This is a genomic window from Pseudomonas sp. Root71 (genome assembly GCF_001429045.1).
Classification (GTDB): Bacteria; Pseudomonadota; Gammaproteobacteria; order Pseudomonadales; family Pseudomonadaceae; genus Aquipseudomonas; species Aquipseudomonas monachiensis.
Genome location: NZ_LMHY01000026.1, coordinates 245,470 through 263,282 on the forward strand (window position 1 = coordinate 245,470; position 17,813 = coordinate 263,282).

Here is a 17,813-nt window from a genome sequence, read left to right on the forward strand (position 1 = left end):
CGAAGATTATCCCTGTACAGCAATAATATTTTGCATTTACATCGATTATTCATCGTTGAGCCATGTATTACACTCCCTGTCTCGTTTTTATTCACTGGAGAGTCATCATGATCAAGTCGCGCGCCGCCGTTGCCTTCGAGGCCAAGAAGCCCCTTGAAATCGTTGAAGTCGATGTCGCCATGCCCAAGGCCGGCGAAGTCTTGCTGCGCGTGGTGGCCTCCGGTGTTTGCCATACCGATGCCTACACATTGTCAGGCGCAGATCCGGAAGGCATTTTTCCGTCAATTCTCGGCCACGAAGGTGGTGCGATCGTGGAAGCGATTGGCGAGGGCGTGACCTCCGTTGCGGTCGGCGATCATGTGATCCCGCTGTACACCCCGGAATGCCGTCAGTGCAAATTCTGCCTGTCGGGTAAAACCAACCTCTGCCAGGCGATTCGCGCGACCCAGGGCAAAGGCCTGATGCCGGACGGCACTTCGCGTTTTTCCTACAAGGGCCAGCCGATTTTCCATTACATGGGCACTTCCACTTTTTCGGAGTACACCGTGCTGCCGGAAATTTCCGTGGCGAAAATTGCCAAGCAAGCACCGCTGGAAAAAGTCTGCCTGCTGGGCTGCGGCGTCACCACCGGCATTGGTGCAGTGCTCAACACCGCCAAGGTGAAACCGGGTGATACCGTGGCCATTTTCGGCCTCGGCGGCATCGGTCTGTCGGCTGTCATCGGCGCCGTAAAAGCCAAGGCTGCCCGCATCATCGCCATCGACATAAACCCGGCCAAATTCGAGATCGCCAAACAGCTGGGCGCAACCGACTGCGTGAACCCGAAAGACTTCGATCGTCCGATCCAGGAAGTCATCGTCGACATGACTGATGGCGGGGTCGATTTTTCCTTCGAGTGCATCGGCAATGTGCAGCTGATGCGCGCGGCACTGGAGTGCTGCCACAAGGGCTGGGGCGAGTCGGTCATCATCGGCGTTGCCGGTGCCGGCCAGGAAATCTCGACCCGTCCGTTCCAGTTGGTCACCGGTCGCGTCTGGCGGGGTTCGGCGTTCGGCGGTGTGCGCGGCCGTACCGAGTTGCCAAGCTATGTGGAGATGGCCGAGACCGGTGAGATTCCGCTGGATACCTTCATCACCCACACCATGGGCCTGGAAGATATCAACAAGGCGTTTGACCTGATGCACGAAGGAAAAAGCATCCGCTCCGTCATCCATTTCTGAGGTCCGCCATGAGCCTGGAAAACATCTCCTGCCAGAAAAGCTTCGGCGGCTGGCACAAGCGCTATCGCCATCGCTCGGAAGTGCTCGGCTGCGACATGGTGTTTGCCGTGTACCTGCCGCCGCAGGCGGAGCAGGGCGGCAAGCTGCCGGTGCTGTACTGGTTGTCCGGCCTGACCTGTACCGATGAGAACTTCATGCAAAAGGCCGGCGCCATGCGCATGGCCGCCGAGCTGGGGCTGATCATCGTCGCACCGGATACCAGCCCTCGCGGTCCTGAAGTGCCGGGCGATCCGGATGGCGCCTGGGACTTTGGCCTCGGCGCCGGTTTTTACCTGAATGCCACCCAGGAACCGTGGTCGCGGCATTATCGGATGCATGACTATGTCGTGCAGGAATTGCCGACATTGGTCGAAGCCCATTTCCCTGCGTCGGACAAGCGCGGTATCAGCGGACATTCCATGGGCGGCCACGGTGCGCTGGTCTGTGCCTTGCGCAATCCGGGGCGTTATCAGTCGGTGTCGGCGTTCTCGCCGATCAACAATCCGATGGATTGCCCGTGGGGGCAGAAGGCCTTCTCCCGCTTTCTGGGAGAGGACCGTTCGAAATGGCGCGAATGGGATGCCTGCGCGTTGATTGCCGAGGTCGATGAAAAGCTGCCGCTGTTGGTCGACCAGGGTGATCGCGACGATTTCCTCGCCAACCAGCTCAAGCCGGAAGCCTTGCAGCAGGCGGCCAAACAGGCGGGTCACCCATTGACGTTGCGTCTGCAACCGGGCTACGACCACAGCTATTTCTTCATTGCCAGTTTCATCGATGAGCACTTGCGGCATCACGCGCATGCTCTGGTTGGCTAATGCAGGTAGAATCACGCCCTGACAAAAATCGGGGCGTTTTTTTATGCGTATTGGCCACGGCTATGATGTGCACCGTTTCGCTGAAGGCGATTTCATCACTCTGGGCGGCGTGCGCATTGCACACAGCTTCGGACTGCTCGCTCACTCTGACGGTGACGTCCTCCTGCACGCCTTGAGCGATGCCTTGCTTGGCGCCGCGGCACTGGGCGACATCGGCAAGCATTTCCCGGATACCGACCCGAAATTCAAGGGTGCCGACAGCCGTGCGCTGTTGCGTCACGTCGTCGCACTGGTTCATGCCAAAGGCTGGAAAGTCGGTAACGTCGATAACACCATCGTCGCCCAGGCGCCGAAAATGGCCCCGCATATCGAATCGATGCGCGCGCTGATTGCCGCGGATCTTCAAGTAGAGTTGGATCAAGTGAACGTGAAAGCTACCACCACCGAAAAGCTCGGCTTTGTCGGTCGCGAAGAAGGCATTGCCGTGCACTCCGTTGCCTTGTTGCTGCGCGCATGAACGAACTGCAATTGCTCGGCCCGCGGGCTTACGGTGAGGCCCTCGGCACGGCGGTCCTGAAAGCGATCGCGGAAGATTTCCAGGTCGACGAAGTCCTCGACATTCCCCTCAGCGGCGAAGGCGAACACCTGTGGATCTGGGTGGAAAAGCGCGGCCTCAATACTGAAGAAGCGGCGCGACGGATTGCCAAGGCTGCCGGCGTGCCATTGCGCACCGTCAGTTATGCCGGGCTCAAGGACCGTCAGGCGTTGACTCGCCAGTGGTTCAGCGTGCAACTGCCAGGCAAGGCCGACCCTGATCTGTCAGCGGCAGAAAACGATACGCTGAAGATCCTCAAGACCGCCCGCCACAAGCGCAAACTGCAACGCGGTGCCCACTCGGCCAATGGTTTTACGTTGCGCCTGACGCAATTTTCCGGCGACAAGGTCGCGCTTGAAGAGCGTCTGCAATTGATCGCCAAACAAGGCATCCCCAATTATTTCGGCGCCCAGCGTTTCGGTCATGACGGCGGCAACGTCATCGATGCTCGCGCCTGGGCCGCGCGCAAGGCCTTGCCGGAGCAGCGCAACGTGCGCTCGCGTCTGCTCTCCACGGCGCGCAGTTTTCTGTTCAATCAGGTGCTGGCCGCACGAGTTGCCGATGGCACCTGGCAGCGTGCCCAGGTGGGCGATCTGCTGGCGTTCACCGACAGCCGCAGCTTTTTCCCGGCAGGCGAAGCCGAGTGCAGCGACCCGCGCCTGGCGATTCTCGATCTGCATCCGACCGGTCCGCAGTGGGGCGAAGGTGACTCGCCGGCCACGGGCGTTGTCCATGAACTGGAGCAGGCCATCGCCGCACGCGAAGCGGATTTGCGTGACTGGTTGATCAACGCCGGAATGAGCCACGAACGTCGCATCCTGCGGCTGCCCATTGGCGGGTTGACGTGGCATTATCCCTCGCTGGACATTCTGCAACTGGAATTCGTCCTGCCGGCCGGATGCTTCGCCACCGTATTGGTGCGCGAGCTTGTTGATCTGGTGCCGGTGGGGCAGACGGACAGCCCATGCGTATTCTGATTTCTAACGACGATGGGGTAACAGCACCCGGTCTCGCCGCGCTTTATGCTGCGCTGGCGGATTACACCGAGTGCGTGGTTATCGCCCCGGACCAGGACAAGAGCGGCGCCAGCAGTTCGCTGACGCTCGACCGTCCGTTGCACCCGCAAATCCTGGCCAACGGCTTTATCAGCCTCAATGGCACGCCAACCGATTGTGTGCACCTGGGCCTCAACGGCCTGCTGGAGCGCGAAGCGGACATGGTGGTTTCCGGTATCAACCTGGGCGCGAACCTGGGGGACGATGTCCTGTATTCCGGTACAGTGGCGGCGGCCCTTGAGGGGCGTTTCCTGAAACATCCTTCCTTTGCCTTTTCGCTGGTCTCACGCCAGGTAGATAACCTTCCCACGGCTGCCCATTTCGCGCGCAAACTGGTTGAAGCCCATGCTGATCTGGATCTGCCACCGCGTACGGTACTGAACGTGAACATTCCCAATTTGCCGCTGGACCGTATCCGCGGTATCCAGCTGACTCGCCTGGGCCATCGCGCCCGAGCCGCGGCACCGATGAAAGTGGTGGATCCGCGGGGCAAGTCCGGTTATTGGATCGCCGCGGCCGGGGATGCCGAAGATGGCGGCCCGGGTACCGATTTCCATGCAGTGATGCAGGGTTATGTTTCGATCACGCCGCTGCAACTGGATCGCACCTTCAATGATGCCTTCAGAAGTCTGGACGGCTGGCTGGAGGGGTTGCGCTGATGGGTCGCGAACAAGACGATATGCTGCGCCGCGGCATCGGCATGACCTCCCAGCGAACTCGGGAGCGGCTGATCCAGCGCCTGTACGAAGAAGGCATCTCCAACGCCAGGGTGCTGGAGGTCATTCGCCGGACCCCGCGCCATCTGTTCGTCGACGAAGCGCTGGCGCACCGTGCCTATGAAGACACCGCGCTGCCGATTGGCAACAACCAGACCATCTCCCAGCCTTATATGGTGGCGCGCATGAGCGAGCTGCTGCTGGAGGCCGGTCCCCTCGACAAGGTGCTGGAGATCGGTACCGGGTCGGGTTATCAGACGGCGGTGCTGTCGCAACTGGTCGAGCGTGTGTTCTCGGTCGAGCGTATCAAGGTTCTGCAGGATCGGGCAAAGGAACGTCTGGTCGAACTGAACCTGCGCAACGTGGTGTTCCGCTGGGGCGATGGCTGGGAGGGCTGGCCGGCACTGGCACCGTACAACGGGATTATCGTCACCGCAGTGGCGACCGATGTGCCCCAGGCACTGCTTGACCAGTTGGCACCGGGAGGCCGGATGGTGATCCCGGTCGGGGCCGGCGAAGTCCAGCAATTGATGCTGATCATCCGCGAGGAACAAGGTTTTTCCAGGCATGTCCTGGGGGCTGTGCGCTTCGTGCCATTGCTCAATGGGCCACTGGCCTGAGCATTTGTTTCGGCACGCTGAATTCTCTTCGATTGCCTTTGTCTTACAGCGGCATCGTTGTGTTAAACGGGATTCATCGTCAGGCAGCAAACGTGTGCGCGACACCGATTCGCCACATTAAAGGTAAAGCGGGCACGGCCCGTTATACTTGCGACAGTTCATTACCGGACTCCGGTATTTCACATTTTCAGCCACCACAGAGGGAGCGGCGGGTGAGTCTCACAGTCATTGCGCAGCGTATGAGTAAAACGAGCTTTCAGCGCCTGGTGACTGGCCTTGTCTTGAGCACGTTGCTGGTCGGTTGTTCCAGCAACAAGTCCAGCGATGTTCGTGTCGTCGACCGCAACAACGCCGCAACCCAGCGTCCGGCCGTGACCACCGGACAATACGTGGTTCGGCCCAAGGACACCCTGTTTTCCATTGCCTTCCGTTACGGCTGGGACTACAAGGCCCTGGCGGCACGCAACAACATTCCCGCGCCTTACACCATCCGCCCGGGTCAGACGATTCGCTTTGATGGTCGTACCGATTCAACGTCGACGGCGGTGGTCAGTTCGTCCAGCTCAACACCTTCGTCGTCGAGTAAAACCACGGTCATCCGTCGTTCGGCAAACGGTACGACCACCAGCACCACGACGGTTGTACCGTCCGTCGCGAGCAAGCCTGCACCCGCTCCGTTGCCCCCTCCCGGGCCAGCCCCGACCGGCTGGGGATGGCCATCTAATGGCATTCTGATTGGAAAATTCTCTTCAAACGGTAGTTTGAATAAAGGAATTGATATCGCCGGAGATTTGGGACAGCCTGTTTTAGCTGCGTCTGATGGGACGGTGGTATACGCCGGGAGTGGCTTAAGGGGCTACGGCGAATTAGTAATCATCAAACACAGTGAAACCTACGTCAGTGCCTACGGACATAACCGCAGGTTGTTGGTTCGGGAGGGGCAGCAGGTCAAGGTCGGACAGACAATTGCCGAAATGGGGTCAACGGGTACAGACCGGGTGAAACTGCATTTTGAGATTCGCCGCCAAGGTAAACCTGTAGATCCGCTGCAATTCCTGCCACGTCGTTGATTGCTTACCAGCCTGTTCCGTCGCGTAGAGGGGACAGGCTCCAGCGTTGCCAGGGATAAAGGCGCCGCTTGAGCTTGAGGTCGAACTCACCAAAGGACTATAACAATGGCTCTCAGTAAAGAAGTGCCGGAGTTTGACATCGACGATGAGGTTCTCCTGATGGAGAGCAGCATCGATACGGATTCGATGTCGAATGATGAAGGGGCGGCTCCACCTTCCGTTCGTGCCAAATCCAAACACTCCGCATCCTTGAAACAACACAAGTACATTGACTACACGCGGGCACTTGATGCCACGCAGCTGTATCTCAATGAAATTGGTTTCTCTCCCCTGCTATCACCCGAAGAAGAAGTTCATTTTGCGCGCCTGTCGCAAAGTGGCGATCCGGCCGGGCGCAAACGCATGATTGAAAGTAACCTGCGGCTGGTGGTGAAAATCGCCCGGCGTTACGTCAATCGTGGGCTGTCGCTGCTGGACCTGATCGAAGAGGGCAACCTCGGCTTGATCCGGGCGGTGGAGAAGTTCGATCCGGAACGCGGTTTCCGCTTCTCGACCTACGCGACCTGGTGGATTCGCCAGACCATCGAGCGCGCAATCATGAATCAGACCCGGACCATCCGGCTGCCGATCCATGTGGTCAAGGAGCTGAATGTGTACCTGCGGGCCGCGCGGGAGCTGACGCAAAAACTCGACCATGAACCCTCACCCGAAGAAATCGCCAACCTGCTGGAAAAACCGGTGGGAGAGGTCAAGCGCATGCTCGGCCTTAACGAACGGGTTTCTTCGGTCGACGTCTCGCTGGGTCCGGATTCGGATAAAACCCTGCTCGATACCCTGACTGACGACCGTCCAACCGATCCATGCGAACTGTTGCAGGACGATGACCTGTCCCAGAGCATCGATCAATGGCTCTCGGAACTGACCGACAAGCAACGCGAAGTGGTCATACGCCGCTTTGGCCTGCGCGGTCATGAAAGCAGCACCCTTGAAGACGTAGGCCTGGAAATCGGCCTGACCCGCGAGCGGGTCAGACAGATTCAGGTGGAAGGCTTGAAGCGGCTACGCGAGATCCTGGAAAAAAATGGTCTGTCGAGCGAGTCGCTGTTCCAATAAGGCACTCACTGCTCAGGCAATGAAACCCCCGACTGGTTCGGGGGTTTTTATTGCCTGAGCAGAAGACCGAATCCTCTCGGAATTTTGGTTTCGTGCTGTAAGCCCAGGCTTACACTTGCGTAAGTGTTCGTTATTTTTACACCCTGGCAATCGTCCATGTTGAACGTTTTGTGTGTTCATCTTTTTGATTTATATAACTATTTTTTATTATTAATGACGTGTGACAGTTGGAATTCGCGCCAAGGGGCCATTGATCCCGCAGGGGAACACTCTAGTATTGAGGTTGTGTCGATGGACAGACACGTCCTTCAAGGATGAGGGATATGGATATCGCAGGACGCGATTCATCAGGACGATGAAAAGGAACACAGGGAATAGGGAAAAAATGTGGGCGGGTCAAACCGCCCCTTTTTTTGCCTGCAGAAAAGCAAAAAGGCCCTTGTGGGGCCTTTTCAGAGAACGCGGGGGGTAATCAGCGCTCGAGGTCTTTGAGCTTGCTGCCTACAGATTTGTTGATGACGCGATCAAACTCTTCTGCATCAGGCATCGAATCTTTCTTCTCGGTGATGTTTGGCCAGATATCGGCCAACTCAGCGTTCAGCTCGATGAAGTTTTCCATGCCGGCCGGAACCTCATCTTCGGAGAAGATAGCCACGGCAGGGCATTCAGGTTCGCACAGCGCGCAATCGATGCACTCATCCGGGTGAATCACCAGGAAATTCGGGCCTTCGTAAAAGCAGTCCACCGGACAGACTTCTACGCAGTCGGTGTACTTGCACTTGATGCAGTTGTCGGTGACGACGAAGGTCATTTCTAATTTTCTCCTCAGGCGCGGCTTGCTGCGCCCCTTCTCGTAGGGGTCGCCAGGTTCGGGAGCGATAGTCTGCTGGCCAGGCTATTAGCCAGCAGCATCCCAAACCGCGCGAGATTCTAACAGCTTGCAAGCCGCTGCGTTAGATCCGTGTCTTTAGTGTATAGAGCATTTCGAGAGCACGACGTGGCGTCATGTTGTCCAGGTCGAGCTTGGCCAGGTCATCCAGCACCGGGTGCGGCAGGCTGGCAAACAGATCGCTTTGCTGCGGAGCCGCTGGTTTGCCCTTGGCCGGTGCCGGTGTTTCATGGGGCAGGGCGGTGTCTTCCAGGCGGCTCAAATGCTCGCGAGCACGGGTGATGACCTCGCTCGGTACGCCTGCCAGTTGCGCAACGGCCAGGCCATAACTCTGGCTGGCCGGCCCGGGCAGCACGTGGTGCAGGAACACGATGCGTTCGTTGTGCTCGGTGGCATTGAGGTGCACGTTGGCCACCAACGGCTGGGCTTCCGGCAGGACGGTCAGTTCAAAGTAGTGGGTGGCGAACAGCGTGTAGGCACGCAGGTGCGCCAGGCGCTCGGCCGCCGCCCATGCCAGGGACAGACCGTCGAAGGTGCTGGTGCCGCGCCCGACTTCGTCCATCAGCACCAGGCTGCGCTCGGTGGCGTTGTGCAGGATGTTCGCGGTTTCGCTCATTTCCACCATGAAGGTCGAACGCCCGCCGGCCAGGTCATCGCTGGAACCGATCCGGGTGAAGATGCGGTCGACCAGCGACAATTCGCAACTGGCTGCCGGCACGAAGCTGCCGATGTGCGCCAGGAGCACGATCAAGGCGGTCTGGCGCATGTAGGTGGATTTACCGCCCATGTTCGGACCGGTGATCACCAGCATGCGGGTGTTGTCGTCCAGGCTCAGATCGTTGGCCACGAATGGCGTGGTCAGCACTTGTTCGACCACCGGGTGACGACCCTGGGTGATGCGCATGCACGGCTCGCTGACGAAGCGCGGGCAGTTCAAGTCGAGGTTCAGTGCTCGTTCGGCCAGGTTGCTCAAGACATCCAGCTCGGCCAGGGCGCCGGCGGTGTCCTGCAACGGTGGCAGCTGGCTGATCAGGTCTTCGAGCAACGCTTCGTAGAGCATCTTCTCGCGGGCCAGGGCGCGGCTCTTGGCTGATAGTGCCTTGTCTTCGAACGCCTTGAGTTCCGGCGTAATGAAACGCTCGGCGCCTTTGAGCGTCTGGCGGCGAATGTAGTCGGCCGGTGCCGATTCCGCCTGCTTGCTTGGCAGCTCGATGAAGTAACCGTGGATGCGGTTATAGCCGACCTTCAGGTGCGACAGGCCGGTGCGAGCCTTTTCCCGTGCCTCGAGGTCGATCAGGAATTGCCCGGCGTTTTCGCTCAGCGACTGCAAATCGTCGAGTTCGCTGTCGTAGCCGGTTTTCAACACGCCGCCATCACGAATGACGGCGGGCGGGTTGTCGATGATGGCTTTTTCCAGCAGTGCCGCCAGTTCCGGGTAGGTGCTGGTGATGGTGGCGAGTTGCTGGAGGTGCGGGGCTTCAAGCTCCGTCATTGCCACTTGCAGTTCTGGCAGGGCGCCGAGGGCGTCGCGCAAGCGGGCGAGGTCGCGGGGGCGGGCATTGCGCAGGCCGATCCGCGCAAGAATCCGCTCGATGTCGCCGATTTCCTTGAGCTGCGGTTGCAGCCTTTCGAAGCGGTAACTGTCGAGCAGGCAAGTGATCGAGCTCTGACGCGCCAACAGCACCGTCAAGTCGCGCAACGGGCGATTCAGCCAGCGGGTCAGCAGGCGACTGCCCATGGCGGTCTGGCAGCGGTCCACCACCGATTGCAGGGTGTTGTCGCGGCCGCCGGCCAGGTTGGTGTCGAGCTCCAGGTTGCGACGGCTGGCGCCATCGAGCACCACGGTGTCGTCCAGGCGCTCATGACGCAGGCTGCGCAAATGGGGCAGGGCGGTGCGTTGGGTTTCCTTGGCGTAGGCCAGCAGGCAACCGGCGGCGCCGATGGCCAGGGTCAGGTTTTCGCAGCCGAAGCCCTTGAGATCCTGAGTCGAGAATTGCTGGCACAGGCTTTTGAGCGCCGAGTCGCGTTCGAAATCCCACGGCGCGCGGCGACGCACACCGCGACGTTTTTCCGCCGGCAAGTCCTTGGGCCAGTCATCCGGGATCAGCAGCTCCACCGGGTTGACCCGCTCCAGTTCCGCCAGCAGGTTTTCCCAGCCCTTGATTTCCAGCACGCTGAAGTTACCGCTGGTGATGTCCAGCACCGCCAGGCCGAACAGGCGCTCATCACCCAGGACTGCAGCGATCAGGTTGTCCCGACGCTCGTCGAGCAGCGCCTCGTCACTCACCGTCCCCGGTGTGATGATGCGCACGACCTGCCGCTCCACTGGCCCTTTGCTGGTGGCCGGGTCGCCGACCTGCTCGCAGATCACCACCGATTCGCCAAGCTTCACCAGTTTTGCCAGGTAACCCTCGGCGGCGTGGTAAGGAATCCCGCACATCGGAATCGCCTGGCCAGCCGACTGTCCACGGGCGGTCAGGGTGATGTCCAGCAACTTGGCGGCTTTCTTCGCGTCTTCATAGAAGATCTCGTAGAAGTCGCCCATGCGGTAGAACATCAGCTGGTCCGGGTGCTGGTTTTTCAGGCGCCAGTACTGCTGCATCATGGGGGTGTGGGAGGACAGGTCGGAGACGGCTTTATTCATCGGATTGTCAGGAAGCTCGTTGAAAGAGGTGGGGCAAAAGCGGGGCAATGGCCGGGCTTTTCCGCGATGGGCGCAAGGTTACCATGGGCGGTCTGCCCGACGCAGGCGCCACGGCCGGGTGACATCTTTTACGATGCAAAAAACGTGATATGTATCGATTATGCAAATCGGCATTGTCTTCATCGAGAAGAGCAAGCACTATGCGAGATATGCAAAAACGCAACGTGTCTACCGTATTAAGAGCATTGCTCGATCAGCACGGGATCTCCCCCACGGAGCTTCACCGTCGCACCGGCGTGCCTCAATCCACGCTCTCGCGCATTCTCAGCGGGAAGATCGTCGATCCTTCGGATAGACATATTTCGAAGATCGCCGAGTATTTCTCCTTGAGCACCGACCAGTTGCGTGGCCGCGCGGACGTCTCGTCTGCCGCTAATGCTGGGCGCGCTCCAGTGCATTCGGAACTCAAGGATATAAGTCTGTGGGATGACGATACCCCTGTCGATGACGACGAGGTGTCGGTCCCCTTTCTTCGCGAGGTTGAATTGGCCGCGGGATCAGGAAGATTCGTCATCGAAGAAAGCGAGCGCTCTAGCCTGCGCTTTGGCAAGCGAAGCCTGCGCCATAACGGTGTGCAGTTCGACCAGGCCAAATGCGTGACAGTGCGGGGCAACAGCATGTTGCCGGTACTGCGCGACGGCGCCACGGTCGGGGTCAATGCCGGCAAGTGCGGCATTGGCGATATCGTTGACGGCGACCTTTATGCAATCAATCACAACGGCCAATTGCGGGTGAAGCAGCTGTATCGCCTGCCGACCGGTATTCGCTTGCGCAGCTTCAATCGTGACGAGCATCCGGACGAGGACTACACCTTTCAGGAAGTCCAGGAGGAGCCGATTGTTATCCTCGGCCATGTCTTCTGGTGGGGCATGTACGCTCGCTAACGCCCTTGCGCTCAGATAAAAACCGCTTCCCGAGCGGTTTTTTTTCGCGTGCTGAAAACATCGGATCATCTTTCAATGCGTTAATGCATTGACTGATTATGCATCAATGCATAATCTGCTTGCCTGTCTATTCAAGAACGCGGAGTGACCGTTCACTCAAGGAGGCATGAAATGACCGTTGAGCAATATGCATTGCTGGACATGCCTCTGTGGCTGCTCATCAGTCTGCCAATACTTGGTGGCGTTACCGGTGAAATGTGGCGTGCCGATAAAGAGGGCGTTCGTGGCTGGCCCCTTGTCCGACGCCTGGGCCTGCGGTCTGGCTCCAGCATGATCTGCGGCGCCTCGGTCATCATGCTGCTGCATGCCGCCAATGTTTCCATCTGGGCTGCCTGTGCGGGTGGTTGTTTAGCGGCGATGGCCGGTACAGACGTGGTTCTAGGGTTGTATGAGCGCTGGATGGCCAAGCGTATGGGGATCGGACATCTTCCGTCCGGTGACGTCGAAGATTGATTCCCCGACAGGCCTTTTCCAGAGCCTCTGGTTCTTTACATTTTGATCGGTCCTGTCGCTTGCAAGTGCGGTCTGCTCGTGTACGGTTAACCTCATCCCGCCCGATCAGGAGATGACCGTGAACGAAATCACCCAGCTCGCCGCCGAACTCGGCAGACGCCTGCAGGTTCTCAATGCCCACGTCACCACGGCGGAGTCCTGCACCGGCGGCGGCATCGCCGAGGCAATCACCCGTATCCCCGGGAGTTCGGCCTGGTTCGAGGCCGGTTATGTCACCTACTCCAACCGGCAGAAAACCCTGCAACTGGATGTCCCGGTGGAGTTGTTCACCACCGTGGGCGCGGTCAGTCGCGAGGTGGTCGAGGCCATGGTCCGGGGGGCGCAGAAAAAAAACAGCGCGTATTTCTCCGTGGCGGTCAGTGGCATCGCCGGTCCCGATGGTGGAACGGCGAACAAGCCGGTTGGCACGGTGTGGCTGGCCTGGGGCGTCGGAGACCAGGTGTTCTGTGAACGGCAGCACTTCCCGGGTAATCGTGACGACGTCCGCCGACAAACGGTGAAGGCCGCGCTAGAGGGGCTGCTGCGGTATGCCGCGGCAGAAATCTCAAATCAGGGGTAGGCGATCCGGAATCGCTGTGGAATAATACTGGCTACTTATACAGGTGTTGGCCGTCAGGCCTTATTGATTACGTGAGGACTTTAATGGACGACAACAAGAAGAAAGCCTTGGCTGCGGCCCTGGGTCAGATCGAACGTCAATTCGGCAAGGGTGCCGTAATGCGTATGGGCGATCAGGACCGTCAGGCGATCCCGGCCATCTCCACTGGCTCTCTGGGTCTGGACATCGCTCTCGGCATCGGCGGCCTGCCAAAAGGTCGCATTGTTGAAATCTACGGTCCTGAATCTTCCGGTAAAACCACGCTGACCTTGTCCGTGATCGCCCAGGCTCAAAAAGCCGGCGCGACCTGCGCATTCGTCGACGCCGAACACGCCCTCGACCCTGAGTACGCCGGCAAGCTGGGCGTCAACGTCGACGACCTGCTGGTTTCCCAGCCGGACACCGGCGAGCAGGCCCTGGAAATCACCGACATGTTGGTGCGTTCCAACGCGGTTGACGTGATCATCGTCGACTCCGTGGCTGCCCTGGTGCCAAAGGCTGAAATCGAAGGCGAAATGGGTGACATGCACGTGGGCCTGCAAGCCCGTCTGATGTCCCAGGCGCTACGTAAAATCACCGGTAACATCAAGAACGCCAATTGCCTGGTGATTTTCATCAACCAGATCCGTATGAAAATCGGCGTGATGTTCGGTAGCCCGGAAACCACCACCGGTGGTAACGCACTGAAGTTCTACGCATCGGTTCGTCTGGACATCCGTCGTACCGGCGCGGTGAAGGAAGGTGATGAGGTCGTCGGTAGCGAAACCCGCGTCAAGGTTGTGAAGAACAAAGTGGCTTCGCCGTTCCGTCAGGCCGAGTTCCAGATTCTTTACGGCAAGGGCATCTACCTCAACGGCGAGATGATCGACTTGGGTGTTCTGCACGGTTTCGTCGAGAAGTCCGGTGCCTGGTATGCCTATGAAGGCACCAAGATCGGTCAGGGCAAGGCCAACTCGGCCAAGTTCCTGGCGGATAACCCGGAAGTCGCGGCAAAGCTGGAGAAGCAACTGCGTGACAAGCTGCTGTCCCCTTCGTCGGTAGCAGACGCCAAAGCTTCTGCGGTCAAAGAGACCGAAGACGACCTGGCTGACGCTGATATCTGATCGAAGCGATGACCGCCGTACTCGATACACTCGTCGCGGTGCGGCGAACCGCAATGGACCTGCTCGCACGGCGCGAGCACGGTCGTGTCGAGCTGACGCGTAAGCTGCGTCAGCGCGGCGCTCTCCCTGAGATGATCGAAACAGCACTCGACCGGTTGACGGAAGAGGGGTTGTTGTCCGAAACCCGTTACCTCGAAAGTTTCGTTTCCTACCGCGCCCGTTCCGGTTATGGCCCTTTACGCATTCGTGAAGAGTTGGGCCAACGTGGCCTGCAGCGCACCGATATTGAACTCGCCCTGCGTGAGAGCGGTATCGACTGGCAGGAGCAATTGATCGATACCTGGCGACGCAAGTTCTCAGGGCAATTGCCGGCAGACGCCCGGGAGCGAGCCAAGCAAGGCAGGTTCCTGGCGTACCGTGGATACTCCATGGAAATGATCAATCGCCTGTTCAGCGGTCGAGGGATGGACGATTGAACTGAAACGGCCCGCTATATCGATAGCGGGCCGTTTTTTTATGCCTCACGAAACCTTTGATGGCTCCCGGGTGCGTTGTTGCACCTGGGGTTTTGATTGTGCCCAGTTTTCCGGCAGGTTGATGTAGTCCACAAGCTCGCGCAGGCGGCCATGATTGCGGGCGTTGAAGTTGAAGACCAGCCGCACCAGATGGCTGAACTCGGCTTCGTCATGTTCCTCACTACTGTAAACGTGTTGATGGAAATGATCGCTCAGGCACAGGTCGGCGAAAGCCTGCTGCATGTGTTCGAGCGCGTGGTCGCTGAGTGTGTGATTCATGCGAATCAGGAACTGATGCTTTAGCCAGCGACTGGAGTGGAAGTTGCTGTAGAACTGGTTGATGTGCTCTACCGCTTCATCGACGTTGTAGACCAGTTTCACCAGCTTCATGTCAGTGGGCAGGATGTAGTGGTTTGCCTCCAGTTGCTGGTGGATGAAGTCCAGTGCGCCTTGCCAGAATTTGCCGCCCGGCGCGTCGAGCAGTACCACGGGCACCAATGGACTCTTGCCGGTCTGGATCAACGTCAGCACTTCCAGCGCCTCATCCAGCGTACCGAAGCCACCAGGGCACAGCACCAGGGCGTCGGCTTCCTTGACGAAGAACAGCTTGCGGGTGAAAAAGAAGTGGAAAGGCAGCAGGTTGGTCGTGCCGTCGACAGTGGGGTTGGCATGCTGCTCGAAGGGCAGGGTAATGTTGAAGCCCAGGCTGTGTGTCAGGCCGGCGCCCTCATGGGCGGCGGCCATGATGCCGCCACCGGCACCGGTAATGACCATCATGTCCGAGCGCACCAGCGCAGCACCGAGCTCTCGGGCCATGCTATAGAGCGGATGTTCCATGGGCGTGCGGGCCGAGCCGAAAACAGTGACCTTGCGTCGCCCCTTGAATTGTTCGAGCACGCGGAAAGCCTGTTCCAGTTCGCGCAGGGCTTGCAGGGTGATTTTGGCATTCCAGCGGTTGTGGTCTTCCTGGGCCATGCGCAGCACGGTCAGGATCATGTCGCGGTAGATCGGGATGTTCGGGCTGTTGGGTGAAATCAGCTTGAGTTGTTCTTCGACCTTGCTGATGAGGTCGTGGCCGCTTTCTTCAAAATGACGGCTCAGGAGGTCATTCGGTTGGTAAGGCATTCAACTTCTCCTTCTGCACAGAACCCTCGGCCCGACAACGTAAGTCGGTGCCACGACACTTCATGTGTCGCTGTCTGCCCAGGCCCATGCCTGGGCGATCTACTTGACCCGAAAGGCATCGGATCATCCAAACAGGCTCTGTTTTCCCTTGAATGAAAAAACGTTCGCACTACACGACAAGCAACGGCCAGCCCCTTTCCAGCCTTGAAGAAGTATAGGTGGATACCCTGAAATCCAGGTCTTCACAGTTATTTGCGCTGCCTTGATCATTGCGCCACAAAGTCTTTCCTGGCAACCGCTTATTGACGATTTGCAAGGTGCTTTCACCGCTCGTCTGAACGCACGTCGCATGTGCTGCACTCTGATTTACTAAGTTACAGGTGCAACACAACAACTTTGCGTCAACGGCAAGGCGCACGGTACAAGCGATTCAAGGATTTATCACTCAAACATGAGTGAGGTGCAGGGAGGCGGGAAACCATGGCCAGAGTCGTTCTGGAGATCGATACGCAACTGTATCGATTGCTGAAGTCATCAGCCGAGACCCATCATTTGAGTCTCGAGGATGAGTGCTGCCGTCGTTTGCGCGGTGGCGAACGCCGTTCGCATTACTTGCAGGCGCTGCTGGCGGAACTGCGCGCCGAAGATGAACAGCGGCGCGCCAAATCCAGGTGATTACTTTTTCTTCTTCGCCGGTTGCAGGCAATCCGATTCCTGGAAGCTTGCGGAGCCGACCGGGCGGTTGGTCTTCACCTCGGTGAAGTCGTAACGCATGATCGCGCCCTTGGCCATCAGCTTGCGAAACCCTTCGTTTCGGCAGACAGAAGCTCCCAGCTGGAAGTACACGGCTTTCGGGTCTGCACGCATCTTGTCGGCGTGGCTGCTCTGCACGCTCAGGTGGTTGATCAGCTGTTTGCCGTCAACGGTATAGCCTTGATCGAGAATGTCTTCGTTGATCGCTCGAGGAGTGCCGACGCTGCTCTGGGCGGCGACGTTTTGCAGCATTTTGTTCAGTTCCGTGTCTTTCAAGGACGCAGCCTGGGCGTTGAAGGATGACGCCAGCAAAATGGCCGCGGTAGGAACGATAAGGCGCAGCATGAAACTCTCCTGGTTCAGTGATGCGGGTTGGACCCGTCACGTGACTGTGCGTTCAGTGGCGGCGAATTATAGGGGAGGCGGGCTGGACGGTACAGGCTTGCGCCGGGCGCTCTGGTAAACTGCTGGCACTTTTTACCCTGTCGAGTGTTTTTCGTGTCGATTTCCCTTCTGTGTGGGCGTTGCCCGCCATGAGTCATACCCCCGCGCGCTTTGCCTTGAATGCCGTAGCCCGCTTGCGCGATCAGCGTGAGGAGGAGGGCATCAAGCCGATTCAGGCCCGCGGCTGGCGCGCGACGCGCTGCCGTGACTGCCGGGTGATCGAGAGCCACTGCCTGTGCGCATGGCGCCCGCAGGTCGCTACCCGTTCCGGCGTGTGCCTGATCATGACCAATAAGGAAGTGTTCAAACCGAGCAACACCGGTTGGCTGATCGCCGACGTGGTGCCTGACAACCATGCCTTCATCTGGTCCCGTACCGAGACCGATCCGAAGTTGCTGGCGCTGTTGTCCGACCCGCAATGGCAGCCTTACCTGGTGTTTCCGGGGGAGTACGTCGAACCTGAACGCGTGACAAACACTGTGGACGTCGATGGCACGAAGCGCCCGTTGTTCATTCTGTTGGATGCGACCTGGACCGAAGCGCGGAAGATCTTTCGCAAGAGCCCCTATTTCGATCGATTGCCGATCCTCAGCCTTCTGCCGGAGAAACTCTCCCGCTACCGGTTGCGCCGCTCGACCCGCAGCGAACATCTGTGCACGGCGGAAGTGGCGGCGCTGTGCCTCGACCTCGCAGGCGATATCGCCGCGGCATCGGCGCTGGACGCCTACTTCGATGTGTTCAGCCAGCATTACCTCGACGCCAAACACCAGTTGGACATGAACGTTTCGACCCCGGCGCACGCCGAGTTGATGCCCTATGTCCGGTCGGTCACCCCATTGATGGACTGATTGTCGCGCATACTGCAATAAAGTGTACCGGCCATGCTGCTTGACCACCCCGGCTTCGCTGGGCATGCTTGGCGCCGATTAGGGTGCTGCCGGAATTTTCGACGCCGTTTTTTGCGTTGAGCGTGCCTTGTCAG

Annotated in this window: 19 protein-coding genes; 15 read left to right on the forward strand and 4 right to left on the reverse strand. The window is 58.9% G+C overall.

Going from position 1 to position 17,813, the window contains the following annotated elements:
* The first annotated feature begins 107 nt into the window (after positions 1–107).
* The 8 genes from ASD95_RS19570 to rpoS all read left to right on the forward strand — a co-directional run bounded on the left by ASD95_RS19570 (position 108) and on the right by rpoS (position 7,243).
* On the forward strand, positions 108–1,220 hold the full coding sequence (locus ASD95_RS19570) for an S-(hydroxymethyl)glutathione dehydrogenase/class III alcohol dehydrogenase (protein ID WP_056720945.1): 1,113 nt from the start codon (positions 108–110) through the stop codon (positions 1,218–1,220).
* An 8-nt stretch (positions 1,221–1,228) separates the two neighbouring features.
* A complete protein-coding gene (fghA, locus tag ASD95_RS19575; protein ID WP_056720943.1) occupies positions 1,229–2,074 on the forward strand; it encodes an S-formylglutathione hydrolase in 846 nt (281 codons plus the stop codon).
* A gap of 43 nt (positions 2,075–2,117) precedes the next feature.
* Positions 2,118–2,591, forward strand: a complete 474-nt coding sequence (ispF, locus tag ASD95_RS19580; RefSeq protein WP_056720941.1) for a 2-C-methyl-D-erythritol 2,4-cyclodiphosphate synthase — start codon at positions 2,118–2,120, stop codon at positions 2,589–2,591.
* The gene (gene truD, locus ASD95_RS19585; RefSeq protein WP_056720940.1) at positions 2,588–3,646 is read left to right on the forward strand and encodes a tRNA pseudouridine(13) synthase TruD; all 1,059 of its coding nucleotides are present in this window, start codon (positions 2,588–2,590) and stop codon (positions 3,644–3,646) included. The genes ispF and truD overlap by 4 nt, the downstream gene beginning before the upstream one ends.
* Positions 3,634–4,383 (forward strand): 5'/3'-nucleotidase SurE, encoded by a 750-nt coding sequence (surE, locus tag ASD95_RS19590; protein ID WP_056720938.1) that lies wholly within the window; start codon positions 3,634–3,636, stop codon positions 4,381–4,383. Before truD ends, surE begins: the two co-directional genes overlap by 13 nt.
* Positions 4,384–4,424: 41 nt before the next feature.
* Positions 4,425–5,060, forward strand: a complete 636-nt coding sequence (locus ASD95_RS19595) for a protein-L-isoaspartate(D-aspartate) O-methyltransferase (RefSeq protein ID WP_172435346.1) — start codon at positions 4,425–4,427, stop codon at positions 5,058–5,060.
* 212 nt (positions 5,061–5,272) lie between these two features.
* Positions 5,273–6,130, forward strand: a complete 858-nt coding sequence (locus ASD95_RS28820; RefSeq protein ID WP_082562880.1) for a peptidoglycan DD-metalloendopeptidase family protein — start codon at positions 5,273–5,275, stop codon at positions 6,128–6,130.
* Between the two features lie 105 nt (positions 6,131–6,235).
* Positions 6,236–7,243, forward strand: coding sequence for an RNA polymerase sigma factor RpoS (rpoS, locus tag ASD95_RS19605; RefSeq protein ID WP_056720931.1), 1,008 nt, complete (start codon positions 6,236–6,238; stop codon positions 7,241–7,243).
* Between the two features lie 472 nt (positions 7,244–7,715).
* On the opposite strand, the gene fdxA is transcribed toward rpoS, so the two are convergent.
* Together fdxA and mutS are read right to left on the reverse strand one after the other, a co-directional pair.
* Positions 7,716–8,054, reverse strand: coding sequence for a ferredoxin FdxA (fdxA, locus tag ASD95_RS19610; protein WP_056720928.1), 339 nt, complete (start codon positions 8,052–8,054; stop codon positions 7,716–7,718).
* A 142-nt stretch (positions 8,055–8,196) separates the two neighbouring features.
* Complete coding sequence (gene mutS / locus ASD95_RS19615) at positions 8,197–10,776, reverse strand: DNA mismatch repair protein MutS (RefSeq protein ID WP_056720925.1); 2,580 nt, start codon at positions 10,774–10,776, stop codon at positions 8,197–8,199.
* 209 nt (positions 10,777–10,985) lie between these two features.
* On the opposite strand from mutS, the gene ASD95_RS19620 reads away from it, so the two are divergent.
* The 5 genes from ASD95_RS19620 to recX all read left to right on the forward strand — a co-directional run bounded on the left by ASD95_RS19620 (position 10,986) and on the right by recX (position 14,470).
* Entirely contained in the window at positions 10,986–11,720 is a 735-nt protein-coding gene (locus tag ASD95_RS19620; RefSeq protein ID WP_056722271.1) for a LexA family transcriptional regulator, read from the forward strand.
* Positions 11,721–11,891: 171 nt separating this feature from the next.
* Entirely contained in the window at positions 11,892–12,233 is a 342-nt protein-coding gene (locus tag ASD95_RS19625) for a phage holin family protein (protein ID WP_056720923.1), read from the forward strand.
* Between the two features lie 118 nt (positions 12,234–12,351).
* A complete protein-coding gene (locus tag ASD95_RS19630) occupies positions 12,352–12,852 on the forward strand; it encodes a CinA family protein (protein WP_056722269.1) in 501 nt (166 codons plus the stop codon).
* Between the two features lie 83 nt (positions 12,853–12,935).
* The gene (recA, locus tag ASD95_RS19635; protein ID WP_046041172.1) at positions 12,936–13,994 is read left to right on the forward strand and encodes a recombinase RecA; all 1,059 of its coding nucleotides are present in this window, start codon (positions 12,936–12,938) and stop codon (positions 13,992–13,994) included.
* An 8-nt stretch (positions 13,995–14,002) separates the two neighbouring features.
* Positions 14,003–14,470 (forward strand): recombination regulator RecX, encoded by a 468-nt coding sequence (gene recX, locus ASD95_RS19640; protein WP_056720921.1) that lies wholly within the window; start codon positions 14,003–14,005, stop codon positions 14,468–14,470.
* A 45-nt stretch (positions 14,471–14,515) separates the two neighbouring features.
* On the opposite strand, the gene ASD95_RS19645 is transcribed toward recX, so the two are convergent.
* Entirely contained in the window at positions 14,516–15,634 is a 1,119-nt protein-coding gene (locus ASD95_RS19645) for a TIGR00730 family Rossman fold protein (protein WP_056720919.1), read from the reverse strand.
* 480 nt (positions 15,635–16,114) lie between these two features.
* Between ASD95_RS19645 and ASD95_RS19650 the strand changes: the two genes are divergently transcribed.
* Complete coding sequence (locus tag ASD95_RS19650) at positions 16,115–16,309, forward strand: hypothetical protein (RefSeq protein WP_056720917.1); 195 nt, start codon at positions 16,115–16,117, stop codon at positions 16,307–16,309.
* On the opposite strand, the gene ASD95_RS19655 is transcribed toward ASD95_RS19650, so the two are convergent.
* Complete coding sequence (locus ASD95_RS19655; protein WP_056720915.1) at positions 16,310–16,732, reverse strand: PA3611 family quorum-sensing-regulated virulence factor; 423 nt, start codon at positions 16,730–16,732, stop codon at positions 16,310–16,312.
* Positions 16,733–16,920: 188 nt separating this feature from the next.
* Here ASD95_RS19655 and ASD95_RS19660 point away from each other — a divergent pair, with 188 nt between their 5' ends.
* On the forward strand, positions 16,921–17,679 hold the full coding sequence (locus ASD95_RS19660) for a tRNA-uridine aminocarboxypropyltransferase (RefSeq protein ID WP_056720913.1): 759 nt from the start codon (positions 16,921–16,923) through the stop codon (positions 17,677–17,679).
* The last annotated feature ends 134 nt before the right edge of the window (positions 17,680–17,813 follow it).